We start from the raw sequence: 18225 nt of genomic DNA, 5'->3' as shown, positions 1-18225 counted from the left end.
TATACGGTGGAGTCATGGAGAGCAATGACGATTGACGGGCAATCCAGGGAAGCGTCAGCAACCGGTCACGGGGCAGTGGTAGCCTGACCGGCGCGCCATTCGTTATAGACGTCGCGTGATTCGGTTGGCAGTGCCTGCAGGAAGGGTTCGGGAATGTCGGCCCAGCCGCCGTGAATGCCGATACTGGTAAACGCGTTCGCTGCCGGCGTCGTTCCCACGCTGTGTGGTCCCTGGTCGAGAGAATAGCCCCAGAGTTTGTCGTCTGCATCGAAAGTAAACAGCCAGGGCTGTGTGCCGTCAATCTCCCAGCTGGCACTCGTGGCGTCGAGGGTGCCGGGTTGGGCGGAGACATCTACGCTGATCCGATCGTTACCTTCCAACTTACGGAGTGTCAGCACGGCGGTCCCCCCGGGTGCGGCATAGACGCCGGTCTCACGAATGAGCTGACCGGCGGCGACGCGGGGTGCCTTGTTCCGCGTGTACCAGACAAAGCCCAGCGCGATCAGCACCGCCAGGATGGGGACGAGTGTGAGAAAGCGAACCCGTGGTTCGGGGGGTGGCTGGGTGGACATGAGGCTGGTCCTGTGGGTTTGAGTGCTCGTTTCAGTGCTTTACTCTACTGTATGTCCGCGAGAGGCGGGTTGCCGGTATGAAGTCGTGTTCCTGGCCAGTTAAAACGATCAAGAAAGGGCTGATTTCAACTGGAAACTGCGATTGTGTTATACACTTGCAAACAAGATCACATTTGGACACAATCTCTACTATATTTAAGGTAATACCGGGCCATTTACCGTGATTGTGAAGAATGTGTGAAACCGATTCTGCGGTGATGCGCCCTGCGTTATTACGCTCGCCAATAACTTACTTTTTGATCTCGGGCTCAGTCGCACATGCATAATACAACCTCACCTCCTGCTCAGTCAGAACGTATCCCCCTCAAGGAAGCATTGGAACAATCTGAAGAGCGATTACGCTTTTTTCATCATGAACTCAAACAGGAGCGAACTCGGCTTAAGGAACTCACTTCAAAAGTGAAATCGCTCCGACTGAAGACTTCGTACTTCAATTCCGCCCGCACCTATCGAGCCAGCCTGAAACAGTATCACATCTGGGAGCCTGGCGCCTGGGTCGTCGTTCCGCCTGTACTGGGACTGGTGACACTTATCTTGATTGATGTGGTGACGGGTTCTCGCCCCGTGAGTGTGGTGGTTGCCGTTCTGATGATTGTTGTTTCTTGCGTGGCTCTCCTGGCGCTGTCAAAGTATCCTTCCGACGCTGAGCTTCCGCAGTTCATGGAGCAGACGAAAAACGAGCTGGCTCAACTCACCAGGAAAGCGACTCAGACAGAAACCCGCATCGGGGAGTTGCAACAGGGGCTGGAACAGGAATTGGTACTAAATGCGAATTTAGTCGCGCAAAATAAAGAACGGGAACGAATTTCCTCAGCCAGATATCAGTGCCAGCAGTTATTCAACGAGAACTGGCGTGCGATGCGAAGCGTTGAATTCGAGCAGTACCTGGAGCGTGTTTTTCAGCTGCTGGGTTACCAGACGCAGACTACCAATACCACGGGTGACCAGGGAGTCGACTTAATTGTGGAAAAAGCAGGCCGCAGAATTGCGGTGCAGGTCAAAGGCTACTTTCACAGCGTCAGCAACTCCGCCATCCAGCAAGCCTTTACCGGCATGCGGCATTACAACTGCCATGCCTGTGCCGTGGTTACCAACAGTAAATTCACGGCGAGCGCCATTGAGCTGGCGGAAAGCACGAACTGTGTTTTGATCCATGAAGACAACTTTCGAGAGTTCGTGTTTGGGGAAATTGAATTTGTGTGAAGTTTGAAGTGTTGGTTTGATCTTTATATGTGGTAAGTTAAATCTCCTGCGAAACTAAAGCCCAATTATTGTTGTTGAAAGTTTCTCGTATGTCAGGCTTTAAAAATGCAAGTTCAGTTCATGATCAAATCATTCTTGATGCCGAATGGTGGATTCCCTCAGCACCTAACCATAAATTTCGTGGCACATTGTCTGGTAGTGTGAAAAATGGTTTCATTTTGAATTTACAAGGAGCATTTCTCCAAGAGCAAGAAGATATTCGCATAATTGATGCAATCATAGGAGAGTCAAGAACAGGCGAGAGATACACACTCCTCAATTATTTTTGCTTGAGTGCCCAAAGAAAGACATCTTTTACTCGCCATTCAGAAATAAAAAAGACCTTGAATTCAAGTGCCTGATTAGACTCGGGAAAGATCCATCAATTTCTGAAGAGAGAGTCCCTCTTTTGTGAATTTTTAGTGGAACTTACTCAGATAAATACTGCTGTCAAACTTGCCTGCAATGGCCGTAATAACAACTTCATGGTCTTCATGGTCGTCGACAAGGGGAATGATCAGGTCTGGCAACTCGGTACCATCCAGAGTCATCAGGCTGGCTTCTGCGTCGGAGCCGTTGTTGTGAATGGTGATATGATAGAAGGTTTCGCGATAGCGATAATGCATTTTAAAAGTGGTCCAGTCAGCAGGCAGGCAAGGTGTGATACACAACTGATCCACTTCCAGTTCCAGCCCCAACAGAGATTCCACAATCAGGCGGTACATCCAGCCGGCTGACCCGGTATACCACGTCCAGCCGCCTCGTCCGGTATGGGGTTCCACTCCATATACGTCTGCAGCTACGACGTACGGTTCAACGCGATAGACTGAAATTTCTTCCGGTGTCGATCCATGGGATACTGGATTGATGAGTGAAAAAAGTTCCCAGGCACGCCTGCTGTCTCCCATTGCAGCTGTCGCCATGACAGTCCAGATGGCACTGTGCGTGTATTGCCCCCCATTTTCCCGTACGCCGGGAACATAACCTTTGATATATCCCGGGTTGAGATCTGACTTGTCAAAGGGAGGATCCAGTAACCGGATCAATCGATCGTTGTCGTCAATCAGTCGGCGATCAACGCTTTGCATGGCGACCGTCGTTCGATTTTCCGGACCGGCACCAGACAGGATCGACCAGCTCTGTGCGATGGCATCGATCTGGCATTCTTTATTTGAAGACGATCCCAGTGGCGTGCCATCATCAAAATAGGCGCGGCGGTACCATTTGCCATCCCAGCCGTGCAGCTCGATATTGTCTTGCAGACGGCCTGCTTCCTGTGTGTAGCGCTCTGCAAGTGCTTCCTCTCCCTGTTTTCGTGCCAACTCTGAAAACTGGATAAGAACATGATACAGAAAGAAGCCCAGCCAGACACTTTCTCCCTGTCCTGCTGCGCCGACCAGATTCATGCCATCGTTCCAGTCACCACAGCCCATCAGCGGCAAGCCATGCTCACCGAAACGCAAGCCGTTCTCGATGGCACGAGATCCGTGTTCAAATAGAGTCCCGATCTCATCACTGATTTCTGGCAAATCGTAGTTCGACTCCTCATCCTCACGTAAGGGACGTGAAGTAAGGAATGGTACGCTTTCAGTGAGAATTCCAGTATCCCCTGTGATTTTCACGTAGCGACAGATTGCCAGGGGCAACCATAGATAGTCGTCGGAGAAATGAGTGCGCACGCCTCGGCCCACCGGAGGATGCCACCAGTGTTGCACATCTCCTTCCTGAAACTGATGTGCCGCGGCACGTAGCAGATGCTCTCTGAGGAGTTGTGGCTGGGAATAGACCAGGGCCATCGCGTCTTGCAGTTGATCTCGAAAGCCGAAAGCGCCTCCCGATTGATAAAATCCAGAGCGGGCCCACATGCGACAGGCCAGGGTCTGATAAACGAGCCAGCCATTTGTCAGAAAATTGACTGACGGATCGGGGGTTTCCAGGTGGATGACGCCCAGTGTTCGACTCCAGTAATCCCACACGCCTTCAATCGCCTGATGGGCACTTTCCACAGTCCGGTACCTCTGTGCCAGCGTCTTCGTCTCTGCGGTTCCACAAGCAGCACCACTTGTGAATGTGATAATCCGCTCCTGACCATCCGCCAGCTGCAACGGAGCCTGAATTGCTGCACAGGGATCAAAGCCTGCTCCTACGCGACCAGAGAGACGCACACGCTGCATGGCAAGAGGTTTCTTGAGATTTCCATTACGGCCCAGGAATTCAGTACGATCACCGGTAAAGGAATGATTCGTTTCGCTGCAACTGAAAAAAGCAACCCGGTCACTGAATTCCGGACTATAGACATTCCGTGCCAGAATCGCATCGCTCATTGGATCTTTTTCTGTCGCGATATGCATTGCCGTTTTGCTGCGTGAATCGCCCAGGACCAGTTCCCAGAAACTTGTCACGGAGAGTTTTCTTGGGCGTCCGGAGCGATTCGTGATTTTAAGCTTACAGAATTTGACTGGTGCATCGGTTGCCACATAAACACACAGCTCTGTTGTCAATCCGTCTTCGGTATAATCAAAAATACTGTAACCAAAACCATGGCGTGCTATATAAGTATGCTGTCCCCGCGCCGGAAGGGGAGAAGGAGACCAGAAATGCCCAGTTTCCTCATCCCGGATATAAATGGCTTCGCCACTGAGATCGGACACAGGGTCATTATGCCAGGGAGTCAGGCGGAATCCATGACTGTTTTCAGCCCAGGTATAGGCACTGCCCCCTTCCGAGACAACGGTCCCCAACTGCGAATTCGCAATCACGTTCGCCCAGGGAGCAGGCGTTGTTTTTCCAGCGGGTAGAATGGTTACATACTCGCGACCGTCCTGGCTGAACCCACCCAGGCCATTAAAATATGCCAGATTATATTGCGGATGGTTTCCAGGAATCAGTGGTGTTGTCGAATTCCGAACGGGAACCAGATCGGGAATCGGGACTTCATTTCGCACGAAGCGTTCGGCCTGATCCTGAAGAGTGCCTCTGTCGTCTGACAAAATAATGCGCGCTACTGACTGCAGTAAGATGCGGTCTTCCTCTGGCATTTGTTCGACTCTGCGGATAAAGATGCCTCCCGGTTTATCACAAAACCCTGCTTCCGGGCTGGCCGCAATCAGGTCGGCGATTTCGTCTTGCAGACTTTGTCGATATACCGAATCATCTTCGTTCCAGATGACCAGATCGACGGCCAGTCCTTTCAGTCGCCAGTAAGCGTGTGCCTTTACAGCCTGCCTGACAAGCTCGATCTTTTCATGAGCGCGAATACGAACCAGAACAATGGGCAGGTCCCCCGAGATCCCGTATGCCCAGAGACCGGATTGCCCCTGCCGATTAAGACTGAGAATGCTCTTTTGGGCACGCCGGAGAGAGGAAGCATATAGGATTGAACTGGCCAGTCGGCCATAAACCTGCGCATCCATTTCCGAAGCGCTCAGCTGTTGCAGTAGAATGTGCCCATGGGTCCAGGCAAGGTCAAACACGCGGTCGGCCAGACTATGATCGGAGTACTTTTCGGAAAGGGCCTCAACGCCTGTCCGCGACTCAGAGACACCAGTTATAATATCGATGCGCACCGTTTCGCCGGGCGCTAATAATACTGTTTGCCGGATACTCACAATCGGATCAAGAACCGGTCCGGCACTATTCGAAAGCGGAGAGAAGTCATCTAAAGCGGCTGGCGATGCAAGCGTCCGCTGACGACCGATGAATTTCATCCGATCTGTTTCGTACGTAGGCGTTCCGGTGGTGACACCTCTGACGGTCATCATATGTGTCATCCAGGGGGGATGTTCCTCAAGGGAACGAGGACGTCGCGTGCAATAAATGGCCTGGTGGCGCTGAACGATTTCCGTCTGCACAAACAGATTGCTGAATGCCGGATGGGCCTCATCCTGGAGTTGAGTGGCCAATACGACTTCCGTATAGCTGGTCACTTCGATCTTACGCGGCTTCTCAGAACGATTGGTCAATGTAATACGCCGCAGTTCGATGTCATCCTCTGGCGATACGCTGATTTGGGTATACGTTTCGATCTTTTCATCAGAACGGCGAAATTCAGCTCGTGCCTGTGTAAAGATGGCTTCATATCCTTTGGCCGGACTGGTTATCGGCTGCCAGGTATTAGACCAGATCGAACCACTGCTTACGTCGCGCAGGTAACAGAAGCTCCCGTAGTTGTCCCGAGTTGCGTCTTCGCGCCAGCGAGTCACTGCCAGATCATGCCATCTGCTGAAACCTCCTCCTGCACTTGTGACGGTAACGTGATAACTGCCGTTGGAGAGCAAATGGGCTTCAACGGTTGCGCTGGCTGGGTTGGTAATCACGCGCATGCTACCCGTTTCTTCGGGTGAAGCAAGCGGTGCGTCCCGTGTTTCACTTTTATGTGGCAACACCGGCGCGATGGCCCGGGGAACCCGTTCCTGTAACAGCTGATCTGCAGCCCGTAACATGGGGTCAGACAGAAAACGACGCTGCATTGGTTTATCAAGCAGAACATACGCCAGTGCCAGCAGGCTCATACCTTCATGATGAGACATGAATTGTCTTACAGTGGCGCTTGTTGTGCCGGGAGGTAGCCTTGATGGCGTATAATCGATGGCCTCGTAGAATCCACAATCTCCCAGCTGACCATCTGCTTCCAACTGTTGTAGATTAGCACAAGCCGCTTTAGCATCGACCATCAGAGCCAGCACACTGGCATAGGGGGCAATCACGAGATCTTCAGCCAGACCACGCTTCAATCCTAATCCGGGAACACCAAACGCCCGATACTGATAGATTCGATGCTGGTCCAATGTGTTATAACCAGACTCGGATATTCCCCAGGGAACTTTCAGCTTGCGTCCATATTCGATTTGTCGGCGCACAACGGCATGATAGGTACGATCGAGCAGGGTGTTCTCATAATTGGGCATGACCAGTAACGGCATCAGATATTCGAACATCGAGCCGCTCCAGCTCAGGAGCGCAGGCTGACTTCCTGCACTGGTCAGCAGACGCCCCAACGCAAACCAGTGTTCCTGGCCGAAATGCCCTTGAGCGATGACGATAAAACTGGCCAGACGCGCTTCCGAGGCGAGCAGATCATAGAAACCGGGATCAAGTCGTCGTTCACTGACGTTATAGCCAATAGCAAATAAGTCACGCGACTTATCATACAGTAAGCCAAAATCCATATCGGCGAGGTCGTGACTTTGTAGCGCCAGTTCCTCAAAACCCCTGATTCTGGCAGCAGAACGCCCGGCAGCAATGCTTAATGATGCACCTAACTGGATAAGCCAGTCGGTGTACTCGGGAGTTGACTTTTTAATCGCGGCCTGGATCAGAGGGACGACCGTGGATTGCAGTTTAGCTACGTCGCGCAGTCCAATCATGTTGTCGAGGTGCTGCAGCGCAGAAGCTAATGGATCGATTTCCACACTTTGATCATCAGACTGGGACTGGAACAATCCGTCAGGAGCCTCGGGGAGAGTGAGCCAGACTGCCAGATGCAACAGGTCAGCTCGATGATCCTGACACGATCGCTCATATGCACGCGCCCACCAGGCAAGTTCCTCATCACAGTCTGCAGCTTCAGACAGTTCGGCTGCTTCCATTTCCAGATCAGCCAGCAGTTCATGTGCCGCCTGTAGTGTGACAGGTGCCTGATCCAGTATTTCAAGCTGCCTCTCAATTTTGCGATGAAAGACGGCATCAACGAGCTTTCCGTCGAGACGACGTGCTACATCGCATAAAACGCGAAGTGTGTCACTCAACCCCGCGAACATACGCCGGGGCAGGATACTCGCCTCGCTCAATTCCTGGCATCCACTCCCGAGTATCAGCAGATTCGCTGCTAAATTACCGCTGTCGACCATGGAGATATATTGCGGATGCAGTGGTTTCAGCGATCGTGTGTCATACCAGTTATAAAAATGCCCGTGATGTCGTTCCAACTCATCAAGAGTCTTAAGGGGATTTCTGGTGCGAGTGAGAAACTGAGCTGCAGAACAATAGCCAAAGTCATAGGCGGACAGGTTAGAGAGTAATGCCATACCAATATTCGTTGGGCTGGTACGCGTTGCAATTACCAGATCAGGATTCTGCTGAATATTGTCTGGTGGCAGCCAGTGGTCTTCTTTAGTGACATATTCCTCAAAGTAGCGCCAGGTTTTTCGGGATAGTTTTTCCAGAAAGTGTTGTTCTGATTCTGAAAAATGAATTTCTCGCCTGATTATCGGTCGACTGAGCCACCAGGCAACAACTGGTGATGCAAACCAGGCCGCCAGCCAGGGGGCTGCCCAGGGGAAAATAACCGGATCTTTGATATACAGTAGCAATGCCGTGCTGGCGGCTATGCCGGGGGCGACCAGCATCTGGTAAATGGTGTTGCTCAGACTGCCCGTATTTCCTCGTTCAGAGTCACTGGCCGTTTTCCATTCGAGAAGCCGTCGTTTTGTCCAGTTGATGCGTACCAGCGTACGAGTGATAGCGTCAACGCAAATATATGCTTCAAAGGGTAAAAACACGAGAGTCAGAATATTCTGTCCCAACGGTCGCCCCGTCGCCTGAAGTGTCTCTCGCGCATGCATGCGAAACGGTAAGTCGACCGGTTTGTGAAACAGCGTAGTGACAAAGTCCAGCATTGTGGGCAGGAAAACAACACAGAAGATGAACAGTATTGTACTTGCCGCCATCGCAGGTAGTATGAACCAGGTCAAGAGTAATAAACTCAACATGGTCAGCGAAATCAGGCTGCGACGCAGATTATCAAAGATCTTCCACCAGGAAAGAGCAGAGATCGGATTCCTTACAGACTGACCTGCACGATTTCGAACCCGGGGAAGCAGCCAGCCGGCGATCTGCCAGTCACCACGAATCCAACGGTGCCGGCGTCCGATGTCCGATAGATAACGCGAGGGATACTCTTCATATAAAGTTACATCGCTGACCAGCGCGGAACGACAGTAAGCTCCCTCAATCAGATCATGACTCAGGATCGCATTTTCCGGAAAGTTACTGCAACACCGCTCAAAGGAATCAACCTCGTATATTCCTTTCCCGATAAATGAACCTTCCCCAAACAGATCCTGATAAACATCCGATACGACCCGCGTGTAGGGATCAATTCCCGCTTCACCGGCATACCACTGGACGAATCGAGACTGTTGCGATCTATTCAGGCTCACCCCAACCCGTGGTTGAAGAATCGTATGCCCGTCAACCACACGCGATTTCTGGACGTCATACACAGGATGATTCAGCCGATGCGCCAGTGTGCCAATCATCAAGCGTGCGGCATCGCGAGGCAGCTGCGTATCGGTATCAAGCGTAATGACGTACTGCACGGTTTGCAGAATTTCAATATTGCCGACGACTTCAGAAAAACGGTTTTCACCACCGCGCAACGCCGCATTCAAGTCAGCCAGCTTACCGCGTTTACGTTCCTGCCCCATCCAGACCCCTTCCTGGGCATTCCACTTTCGTGAACGGTGAAAGAGATAAAAGATATCGGAACGATCATGTGCGTACCTTTCCTGCAGACGCTGCATACCTTCTCTCATCTGATTGATAAGGTGTGCATCAGCAGGCAGAGATTCCAGATCAGCGTCAACGAAATCGGTGACCAGAGCATAGTGCAAGGAGGGATCGCGGTTGGCCAGATAGCGTAATTCCAGCCCCTCCAGTAAATGTTCCACACTCGCTACACTCGTCAGCATTGTGGGCACGGCTACCAGCGTGCGCTGCTCGGGGGGAATTCCCCGTTCAAAGTCCATGCGAGGTAACGATTGTGGGCGGAGCAGTTGCATCGACAACCAGTTGACCAGGCTCACCCCTAACTGGGAGGCGCAGATCAGGACGGGGATCGTCAGTACCAGCAGCCACTGCCAGCTCACCTTGAGTTGATCAGCCTTCAACATGTAAAGTAATGAGAGAGAAAGGGTGACCAGGCTCGTTATTGACAGGTAACTGATCAGTGGTGCTTTTCGATGTAATTTGCCCCACATCGCTGCAGGTGTCAGACGCATTTCGACTAAAGATTCTAAAATCGGGCGGCCGTGATCGATCAGATAATAACCGACGTGGGCTGCCCGTTCTTCGGATTGCGCGAGTGCATGCTTCTCTGCCAGTCGAACTGCCTGGCGGGCAACATCGCATTCCGTTAACCGACTGCGACGGGCGATCTCTTCAACTGTTCGTCTGTAACGATCGCGCGTCGCAAAATTCATGTTTGAATAAATATGAGACGGGTCACTGGCCAGTGCCTGCTCCACCAGGCTGTTTTTTTCAACAAACCGGCGCCAGTCGTTTGAGTTGAGAAATCGTAAGCTGTTAATACTGTTACCGATTGAGACCTGGTCGGCTGCCTGAGCCTGTCCCTCGGCATGCACGACTTGCTCGATCGTTAACAATTGATCGGCCAGACGATGTTCGAGCCAGCTGTTGGCGAAAGCAAAATTCGGATTCTGTCCCTGCAGGTGCCGCGTTAACTCTGCCAGGAATGCTCCAGAGAGAGGCGGGTTGGTGCGTGCCATATCTGCTAAAACCAGGACCAGGTCCGTCGGTTTTTGCTCCACAACTTTCACCATTCGGTCCGCCCAGTCATTTGCCAGATCCCGGTCACGCCGGGCAGAAGCAATCCGTACAGAAACGCGTCGAAGATTTTCGATCAGAGCCAGTCGCAGCATCAAAGGTAATGCCCATAATTCACCAAGCTTGAGTGTCTCGACTGATTGATACGACTCAATGAAGCTGGTAAGACTGTCGGCGTCAATTCGACCATCGACGTGAGAAATCAATTCAAGGGCGATCGCATAAATCCGGGGAATGCTGACAGCGGTGCCACTGGATAGACGCGGCAATTCCCGGCTGTAAGAGGGGGGCAACAGACGTCGGATGGCACGAATCTGCTCTTCGATCAGATAGAAATTATCAAGGAGCCATTCAGCCGCTGGTTCGATCCGGCGATTTTGATCGGCGGCGGCTGTAACCAGATCGTACGTTTCATTTAAGATACGATGATTCTCATCAAGCCGTGGCAGCAGCTCGTCCCGTGCCCTGCCGGATGCCAGCGTGTGTAATCCGGCAATGAGTTTCGCATGACGTTCGAGCTGGTCAATACTGAAGAGTTCGGCGCGAAGCGGCGTTTCGTCGATGGGATGAAAAAGTGGAGGTTCCTGCTGGCGAAACTGCCAGAAGAAAATCAACCGATACAGTTTTTGCCAGAGATCTGGAACATGCATTAAGCCTCCTAAAGCCCAGCTCCATCTCCTGGAGCAAGGGGGAATCTTTCGATTATAGAGCAGCACCAGCTAATAAGCAATCAGGTACGCAGTCTATGAATCTATGAATGAGAACGATTCTGAACTATTCAGAGATGCTTCTGGCAGACTCTCGACAGAACACCAGCAGAAACAGATTACAGGTAAGGGGACTCGTTAATGATCCACCTGCAAATTCAATTGAGAATCCCATCCCAGAAATAAAGCTGACCTTGCTCTGCTTTTACCGCTTTGACTTCGCCGTCCTGGGATACAATTAATCCAATGGCCTGTTCACATTTATGACAGAATGAAAATACTGACTGATGACGTAATCCCCATTGGTCACACAAGTACTTTCGACCGGAAAGTGCATCTACTATTCTCGAACCTGGTGGTAGTAATACAGGAAACCGTACCCCAAAGCCTTGAATGCGCAGGAGATCATCAAGCAGGACCGCACCATCGACAGCCGCTAACAGACTGATCTGACTGATGCCTCGAATTAGCTGCTGGCTCGCCCGTCGGAGAGCGAGTTCAGCTTGACTGCTTTCAAACTCAACAGGAGATTCTGAATTTGAATTAAGATCACATAACTGATTTACAAGTCGCTTATAGGCTACAATCTCACCGAATAAACCAGCATGTTCAAAGGCGGTATAAGTGATATGAGCAAGTTGCTGGTTGAATGAGACTGGAGCGATGACAACACTCCCTCCGTGTCGTTTTAAGCGGATTCGTTCCAGTATCGCCAGAATTGAAGTCGTATAAATATTCTGGAATGAGAATTGTCCCTCAGTCTCATCGTCGTTCCCCGCTAATTCCTGATACTGATCTCGAGTCAAAAGACGATTCACTAATTGAATAAAGAAATCACCCAGTGGATTTTCTGTGGTCTGGAGCAGATTCACCTGCGGAAATATCACTCTGCCGTTACGTAAACGCACCAGCCCCGTTCGTCCCTGAGATACCGTCAATGCCCCCGGCCCTTCTATTGTGATCATCAAACAGTCAGGTGGATAATCACCTGGTTGCATTGGTACCGCTGGCGGGTCACCTGCTGAGTGTTGTACCCACGCCTGGCCATGTTCGAAGAATCCCCAGATATCAAGCCATTCATCCACCTGATAACAGCCAATGACGGTCTGGCGATGTTGCGTTACCGGTGACAGGCGGACAAGTTCAGCATCCGTCATTTGCACAAAATCTGTCAAAAGTAAAGCTTCTTGAGGAATGTCGCCAGGCGAAACATATGCCACGACACATTGGACAAGTCTCTGCTCACTGGTACGAAACGAAGCATGATAACAAGTCTCCAGGAGCCGCCTGAGAATCGTGTCTTCAGGCAATGCGAATTGCTCATCGGGAATTTGTTGCCAGCGTGTCTTAATGCGATCCAGCAAATCCCCGGGAAAGGAGTATTCACTCATGGTTTGCCCCCTGATAGAACCGGTCGCTTGCTGTCGCGACCCCAGCAGTTCCTGATCCGGTCCTGAAATCGTATTTTGCAAATATGCAACTTTGCCTGTTCTGGCTCCTCTTTCATCATGACGATCTCTTAAAATTTAACAAGATGCGACCTGTTAAATCCTTGGTTGAACCACAAGCATAGATTCCAGATGAAAGCTTGACTGTCCCACTCCTGCACTCAGTAATTCCTTCTGCAGTTATCGTGTGTAGAGGAAAGCAGAGACTCGCATAATCTGAATATGTATAATCCCGACGGGTGAGAAATCGTTCATATTTTATGATAGTCGGGGGTAAATCTATTTGCCTGGAAAAAGAAAGACTTTGTTCTAGCCTCTGTTTCCCAGTTTTGGGTTCCACGAATAATGCTTGAGATCCGGGGCAGATGATGGTCTGATGCCCTGTCGGGGGTTTCTTTTTAGATCCATGTCCTGTGTCCTGTCTCGCTCCTGAAATGGTTTTGAATACAGGAGACCTGCCCGGAACGTATCAGCCATGGCGAGTGGAATTTGCGCTTCTGCCAGAACAACCATGGCCTGGTTCTCTTGAGTCTGGGCCAGCATTTCCTGTTCCAGGGCCACTGCCATTGCCCGTCGTCCTTCCGCTTCTGCACGAGCGACATTAACATCAGCATTTGCCTGTGTAATTCGCAGCTGGGCTCCAATATTCCTGCCTACCTCTATGGAAGCGATATCAATGGAGATAATACTGAAAGATGTCTGCGAATCCAGGCCTTTATTGATTACCTTGCGGGAAATCAACGTTGGATCGGCCAGCGCTTCCTGGTAACTCTCACACGCTCCGATTGCGGAAACGATTCCTTCACCAACCCTTGCAATCACAGTCGATTCCGCGGCACCACCGATGAGCTGGTTGAGATTGGTGCGGACAGACACCAGCGCTCGTACCTTCAATTGAATGCCGTCTTTGGAAACACCATCCAGCGTACTGCGGACTCCAGCTTTCTCCTGGGGACAGTAAATCACTTTGGGATTTACGCTGACCTGGACCGCCTCCAGGATATCGCGCCCCGCCAGATCGATGGCAGCGGCGGTATCCCAGTCAAGCTCAATCTGAGCGCGTTGGGCTGCAATCAAGGCAAGTGTAATGCGACGGACGTCTCCCCCAGCCAGGTACTGTGCTTCCAGTGCGTCGGTCGAGATATCGGAGAGTCCCGCCTGAACGGCCATAATTTTGACCTGGACAATGACTTGTGGGTCGACTTTTCTCAGGGACATCATGATCAGAGACAACAGATGAATACGAGTTCCCGTGACATAGGCTTGCAGCCACAATGAGAAATATCTCATTCCAGCGAAAAACAGAACACTTGCGATAGTGATTGCGATCACCAGAAACCAGAAATTATTCATGCCGGATCTCTTTCACTTCCAACCCATGTTTCTGCGGATAAGCAACCTGTGAGCTTAAACACCTGCAACAGAGTTCCTGTAGTAAAAATATGGACGATATCGCCCGTTGCCGGTTCAATGTCCCCTACAACTTCTTGCAGGGCAACGCCGGCGATTCGTTCGATTTCTATTCCCAGAGGGCCAAGCGAGCCCCGGATCAAATCACGATGAAAGTCCCGTAAGCGGGTCAAGCCTTTGTCAGTCTGACAGAGAATGATCTCTGCCGGAGTCAGTGCCTCATGTAATGTGACCACCATCACACCTTCACTGAGAACTACTGTTACGGATTTGGGAGTATGGCCAGTGCGCTGTTGTTGAAAGTCGCGTACCGTATGAGCCACTTGAGCTGTAATGCTGAGTGGGAAAGAGTTCATCTCAAGCTCTCCGTGCAGCGAACGCAGCCAGTATCTGGCAGCTCAACTTCAATGTTATTGATAACAATGGCGATACCACATTGTTCCTTAACATATTCCTGGACCAGTTGTTTACTGTAATACGTACTGACACGGCCCCAGAGAGTCACGCCAGTCGTACAGCCGTCGATCCGAAAACCATCAATTAAATATCCTAAACGGCTTTGCACACACGAACTGATCTGCAGAATTGAATGATCACTCAAGCTCAGTCGATCGATCGGATTAGTATTGGGAGAGAGCATGTCGTCTAGAGCCTGATATCATTCCAGCGGAACCGTAAGTCCGCTTATTAAAAGGTGCATTACTTGAAAAGTTTGATTGCAAAACGCAATACATCACATCGATCTACCAGTCCAATGAGATTTCCTGCTTCAACAACCGGGAAGCGACGATGTGGAGAATCAAAAAACAGTTGTGCGACCGAGAGCAGACTCATTTCAGGGTCGATCGTATAAGAATTCTCTTCGGTGAATACCGAGACAGGATGATTCAGGAATGTGTCATGCGCTTTCGAATAGGCCGCAGTCCTTGCCTCAGGTATTCCGGCATCGACATGAGGTGCATTCAGCCGAGATTGCATGATGTTGGAAAGAATTGTGGAGTGCTTGAGCACGTCTCGTCTGGTAACCTGTCCGGCGATTTCATTATTCTGTATGACAGGCAGACGACCGTAGAAAGTCTCATCAAAGATGCTAAAAATCTGATGGAGACCGGTCTCCAGATCAATCAGTCGATTACTGTCCGAGTCAGTAAATTCCTGCACCTGCGCAGACGGTACTCTGCTGTAGATCGCTTCAATCACGTACCCGAGGCAGGTTCTCTCAGAGAACACACCCAGGCAGCGTCCCTGTGAATCAACTACTGGTGCTCCTGTATATTTTTTCTCGAGCAATGCTGAAATTGCTGATATGACATCGTCTTCCGGATTCAGCATGAACAGTTTGTGACGGGGAATCATCACATCAGCAGCCCGAAAAGAAGTATGCTGATTGTCTTCGATCAGATCCGCCAGGTTTGAGAGGATTTTCATACAACATTTTTCAGAGAACATTCCGCAGTACTCACCCGACTTGTTCACGATCGGCATTTCAGAATACTGCCCGGCCAGTAACTGATGTATCCCCTCAGGAATGGGGGTCGCAGGTAACAGGGAATGGATCTGCAGCGACATAATATCTCGCGCATGTACCAATTCAGTCGAAGTATCATGGAGTTTCATTTTGCCGGCTTTCGAAATTGAATTGATTAAGACAGGGCATCAAAACAGGCAAGTTTGAAAACTCAAGAAGCAATTTGATGGACCAGAACAGCAGGTAATATTCAGCCTGATGCAGTCTTTTCACAACCACATCATTTTCTTGATCTGCAAGATCAAAAAGAAAATCATCGTTCCGTTGAGACAGAATCCTGCCCCGGAGAGCAGCGATTCAAGTGCCTGAGAACTGAGAGGAACCCACTTATCGGAATGTGTCAATTAAATACACATCGTGGAATATTCCCTCCCTGTACGCACCTGTATTCCGATGCAGATGACTGCTGTTGAAGAGAAAGAATTATTGCTTAACAACAGTTTCAAGCAGGCAATGTAACTTCTTCTGGACACAACTGTCACTCTGAATCATGTGATTCGTTTCACCGTTTTGGTACTCTAGCGACATTGTTCTTTTGAAGAATTGCCTATGTTTCCATAGACATGTTTTGTGAATCAACACAGTTTTCAAACTGCTCACAGCGTTCTTTCACAGACAGAAACGGCATACCATCTGTTTTGCGATAGCGTTCACCTCGGTTAAACCAGAATGCCAGCCCTCCCGTATTGTGCCTGGGGGTTCTGGTTTTCCTGGGGGATCTGACTCCCAGTGAACCTTTGCGGCCAGTCTTCTCCCAGCCATGGGCTTCCATGATGATTCGTACCAGAACTCCAATGGCCTGGCGGAATCGCATACTTCGCTGGATATGCACACCGGAAAGAAACTGATCGACTTCCGGCAAGGCTTCAAGTTCCCGAACGACGCCAGCCAGGGGAGACCGATCATGATGCAGTTCGGATTCTTCCATCCTGCGTTGCCGATCCGGAGAATCAAAAAATCTCAGGACTGCTTCAAACGGCGCATCAGATTCATTAAACACATCTGAGAAAGTTCGGCCCTGACTGTCTTCCAGAAATTTCTTCCTTGTAATTTTTACTTTCGGCATCAGTCAGATCCTCTGTTTTAAGGTTTTGCACAGCTGTTTTTGCAGGCGCACTATTGGCACCTGCATATATTGTACCTCCAACATGCAGGAAGGCAATAGCAATAAACAGGGAATAATAAGTAAGACAGAATCAGAGATTCGTCAGCTTAACGGTCCGGCGCTGATCAGGAGGATCCGTTTCTACGGGAATCCAATCGTCTGGACTTGAGTCTGTTCTCCGGGTTTGTACAGGGAGTCTACGTGGCTTACGAATCCGCTGCCAATTCACTCTGTTTCCTTAGCAGGCGTATTGTTTGCGGGTAGTCGTACGTCATCAACAGTGCCCCCTCGGCGGCATATTCCTCAAACAAACTCTTAAATAGATAATCTTCGCCGGGCCAGGGATAGGCAAAAACAATGTCAAACTCATTGAGGCCGCGCTGGAGTTTTTTGTATCCCTCCTCCGCGTCATTAATAAGCCAGGGAAAGACGGAATTGTTATCGACATAGGCTTCCTGGGCAAGGGCTTCGGCGCCCGTGGGAATAAAGCTGCCTTGAACGAACTCCACGGGCAGGCCAAAGTCATCCGCCAGTTTGCGGGATGCCTCAACCAGGTCCTGTTCAATCTCAATGCCACAAGCCATAAATCCAAGCATCGCTGCCAGCGACGATACCACCCCGAAACCACTCCCCCATTCACACAAGGACGATCCACAGGCAAGATTTCTGTCAGTGATTATCTGCAAGGCGTTATAAACTTTTTTGAAATGGCTTGGCACAAAACCCAAAGCGGTGCACGGACTGTTCTCAAGATAATGACGGATTCTTGCTTCAGCTTCATTAAGAAAATCAATGATCGCGTCGGGCAAGACCGCAGTCTGATTTGAGATTTCAATTTCCACCAGAGGCACGATATGTAATCCTGTTAGATTTTCATTTAAGAGCAGGGAGCCCCGTCTTGTTCAGAAACAGTTGATCAAACTGGTTGCAGCAGACTTAGTCACGAGCAAAAAAAAGCCAGTCGGTCTGCTGTTCGTTGATCAGATTGTTGAAAACGGTCACGGGCTCAATCCGAACTTCGCGGAACACCTCGTGCAACGCGTCGGCAAACCGGGGACTCTCTGCGTAAGACCAGATGCCGAGCACCCCGTTTTCTTCCAGGTGGAGCTTTGCACGCTGCAATCCTGCGGCTGTATAAAAATGGCCATTCCCATCATCGAGTTTCTCATCTGGTGAATGATCCACGTCGATGAGAATCAGGTCATACCTCTTGCCCGGCGGGCTGGCGAGTTGCTGGTAGATATCACTCTGAGTGATGGTGAGACGATTGTCTGCGTTCAGCTTGCCTGACAGCGGAATCATATCTTGCTTCAGCCAGTTGATCACCTGTGGTAGAAACTCGAGCACCTCGCATTGTGATACGCGATCAGATTCCAGCGCTGTCCAGGAAGTATACCCCAGCCCGAGTCCACCAATCAGTACGCGCAGGCTGGATCCAGAGTGCATCTGCAGCGCGATTTCCGACAGGGCCTTCTCGGAAGCTGTCAGGTAACTGCTCATCAGAAATTCATGGTTGAGCGTGACTTCGGTGACGATCGTTCCCGGTTCACATAACAGCTCGCGCCGCCGCAAACACAACATACCGAGA

General features: G+C 50.5%; 11 protein-coding genes. 2 read left to right on the top strand and 9 right to left on the bottom strand.

What is annotated here, in order from left to right:
* Positions 1–65 precede the first annotated feature (65 nt).
* Complete coding sequence (locus RID21_RS16360; RefSeq protein ID WP_350190633.1) at positions 66–572, bottom strand: hypothetical protein; 507 nt, start codon at positions 570–572, stop codon at positions 66–68.
* A gap of 318 nt (positions 573–890) precedes the next feature.
* Here RID21_RS16360 and RID21_RS16355 point away from each other — a divergent pair, with 318 nt between their 5' ends.
* Positions 891–1835: a restriction endonuclease gene (locus tag RID21_RS16355; protein WP_350190631.1), complete on the top strand. Its 945-nt coding sequence runs from the start codon at positions 891–893 to the stop codon at positions 1833–1835.
* A gap of 89 nt (positions 1836–1924) precedes the next feature.
* Positions 1925–2236 carry an ApeA N-terminal domain 1-containing protein gene (locus RID21_RS16350; RefSeq protein ID WP_350190629.1) on the top strand — a complete coding sequence of 104 codons (312 nt, stop codon included), beginning with the start codon at positions 1925–1927 and terminating at the stop codon, positions 2234–2236.
* 57 nt (positions 2237–2293) lie between these two features.
* Here the strand turns inward: RID21_RS16350 and RID21_RS16345 are convergent, their stop codons facing one another.
* The 8 genes from RID21_RS16345 to RID21_RS16310 form a co-directional block, all read right to left on the bottom strand.
* Positions 2294–11089: a glycoside hydrolase family 94 protein gene (locus RID21_RS16345; RefSeq protein WP_350190627.1), complete on the bottom strand. Its 8796-nt coding sequence runs from the start codon at positions 11087–11089 to the stop codon at positions 2294–2296.
* A 215-nt stretch (positions 11090–11304) separates the two neighbouring features.
* The gene (locus RID21_RS16340; RefSeq protein WP_350190625.1) at positions 11305–12537 is read right to left on the bottom strand and encodes a putative sensor domain DACNV-containing protein; all 1233 of its coding nucleotides are present in this window, start codon (positions 12535–12537) and stop codon (positions 11305–11307) included.
* A 366-nt stretch (positions 12538–12903) separates the two neighbouring features.
* The gene (floA, locus tag RID21_RS16335) at positions 12904–13947 is read right to left on the bottom strand and encodes a flotillin-like protein FloA (RefSeq protein ID WP_350190623.1); all 1044 of its coding nucleotides are present in this window, start codon (positions 13945–13947) and stop codon (positions 12904–12906) included.
* The gene (locus RID21_RS16330) at positions 13944–14360 is read right to left on the bottom strand and encodes a Na-translocating system protein MpsC family protein (RefSeq protein ID WP_350190621.1); all 417 of its coding nucleotides are present in this window, start codon (positions 14358–14360) and stop codon (positions 13944–13946) included. The genes floA and RID21_RS16330 overlap by 4 nt, the downstream gene beginning before the upstream one ends.
* A 343-nt stretch (positions 14361–14703) precedes the next feature.
* Entirely contained in the window at positions 14704–15573 is an 870-nt protein-coding gene (locus tag RID21_RS16325) for a CBS domain-containing protein (RefSeq protein WP_350190619.1), read from the bottom strand.
* 506 nt (positions 15574–16079) lie between these two features.
* A complete protein-coding gene (locus RID21_RS16320) occupies positions 16080–16460 on the bottom strand; it encodes a hypothetical protein (RefSeq protein WP_350190617.1) in 381 nt (126 codons plus the stop codon).
* A 383-nt stretch (positions 16461–16843) separates the two neighbouring features.
* A complete protein-coding gene (locus RID21_RS16315) occupies positions 16844–17488 on the bottom strand; it encodes a class I SAM-dependent methyltransferase (RefSeq protein WP_350190615.1) in 645 nt (214 codons plus the stop codon).
* A gap of 85 nt (positions 17489–17573) precedes the next feature.
* The gene (locus tag RID21_RS16310; protein WP_350190613.1) at positions 17574–18218 is read right to left on the bottom strand and encodes a polyamine aminopropyltransferase; all 645 of its coding nucleotides are present in this window, start codon (positions 18216–18218) and stop codon (positions 17574–17576) included.
* Positions 18219–18225: the final 7 nt, after the last annotated feature.

This window comes from Gimesia sp. (assembly GCF_040219335.1).
Classification (GTDB): domain Bacteria; phylum Planctomycetota; class Planctomycetia; order Planctomycetales; family Planctomycetaceae; genus Gimesia.
This window is presented reverse-complemented; position numbering and strand designations above follow the sequence as displayed.

What these genes read in the sequence shown, in the direction of transcription:
- RID21_RS16320 (WP_350190617.1), bottom strand. Translation starts at nt 16,460, where the DNA reads ATGGAAGAATCCGAACTGCATCATGATCGGTCTCCCCTGGCTGGCGTC.
- RID21_RS16340 (WP_350190625.1), bottom strand. Translation starts at nt 12,537, where the DNA reads ATGAGTGAATACTCCTTTCCCGGGGATTTGCTGGATCGCATTAAGACA.
- floA (WP_350190623.1), bottom strand. Translation starts at nt 13,947, where the DNA reads ATGAATAATTTCTGGTTTCTGGTGATCGCAATCACTATCGCAAGTGTT.
- RID21_RS16355 (WP_350190631.1), top strand. Translation starts at nt 891, where the DNA reads ATGCATAATACAACCTCACCTCCTGCTCAGTCAGAACGTATCCCCCTC.
- RID21_RS16345 (WP_350190627.1), bottom strand. Translation starts at nt 11,089, where the DNA reads ATGCATGTTCCAGATCTCTGGCAAAAACTGTATCGGTTGATTTTCTTC.
- RID21_RS16350 (WP_350190629.1), top strand. Translation starts at nt 1,925, where the DNA reads ATGTCAGGCTTTAAAAATGCAAGTTCAGTTCATGATCAAATCATTCTT.
- RID21_RS16325 (WP_350190619.1), bottom strand. Translation starts at nt 15,573, where the DNA reads ATGTCGCTGCAGATCCATTCCCTGTTACCTGCGACCCCCATTCCTGAG.
- RID21_RS16360 (WP_350190633.1), bottom strand. Translation starts at nt 572, where the DNA reads ATGTCCACCCAGCCACCCCCCGAACCACGGGTTCGCTTTCTCACACTC.
- RID21_RS16310 (WP_350190613.1), bottom strand. Translation starts at nt 18,218, where the DNA reads ATGTTGTGTTTGCGGCGGCGCGAGCTGTTATGTGAACCGGGAACGATC.
- RID21_RS16330 (WP_350190621.1), bottom strand. Translation starts at nt 14,360, where the DNA reads ATGAACTCTTTCCCACTCAGCATTACAGCTCAAGTGGCTCATACGGTA.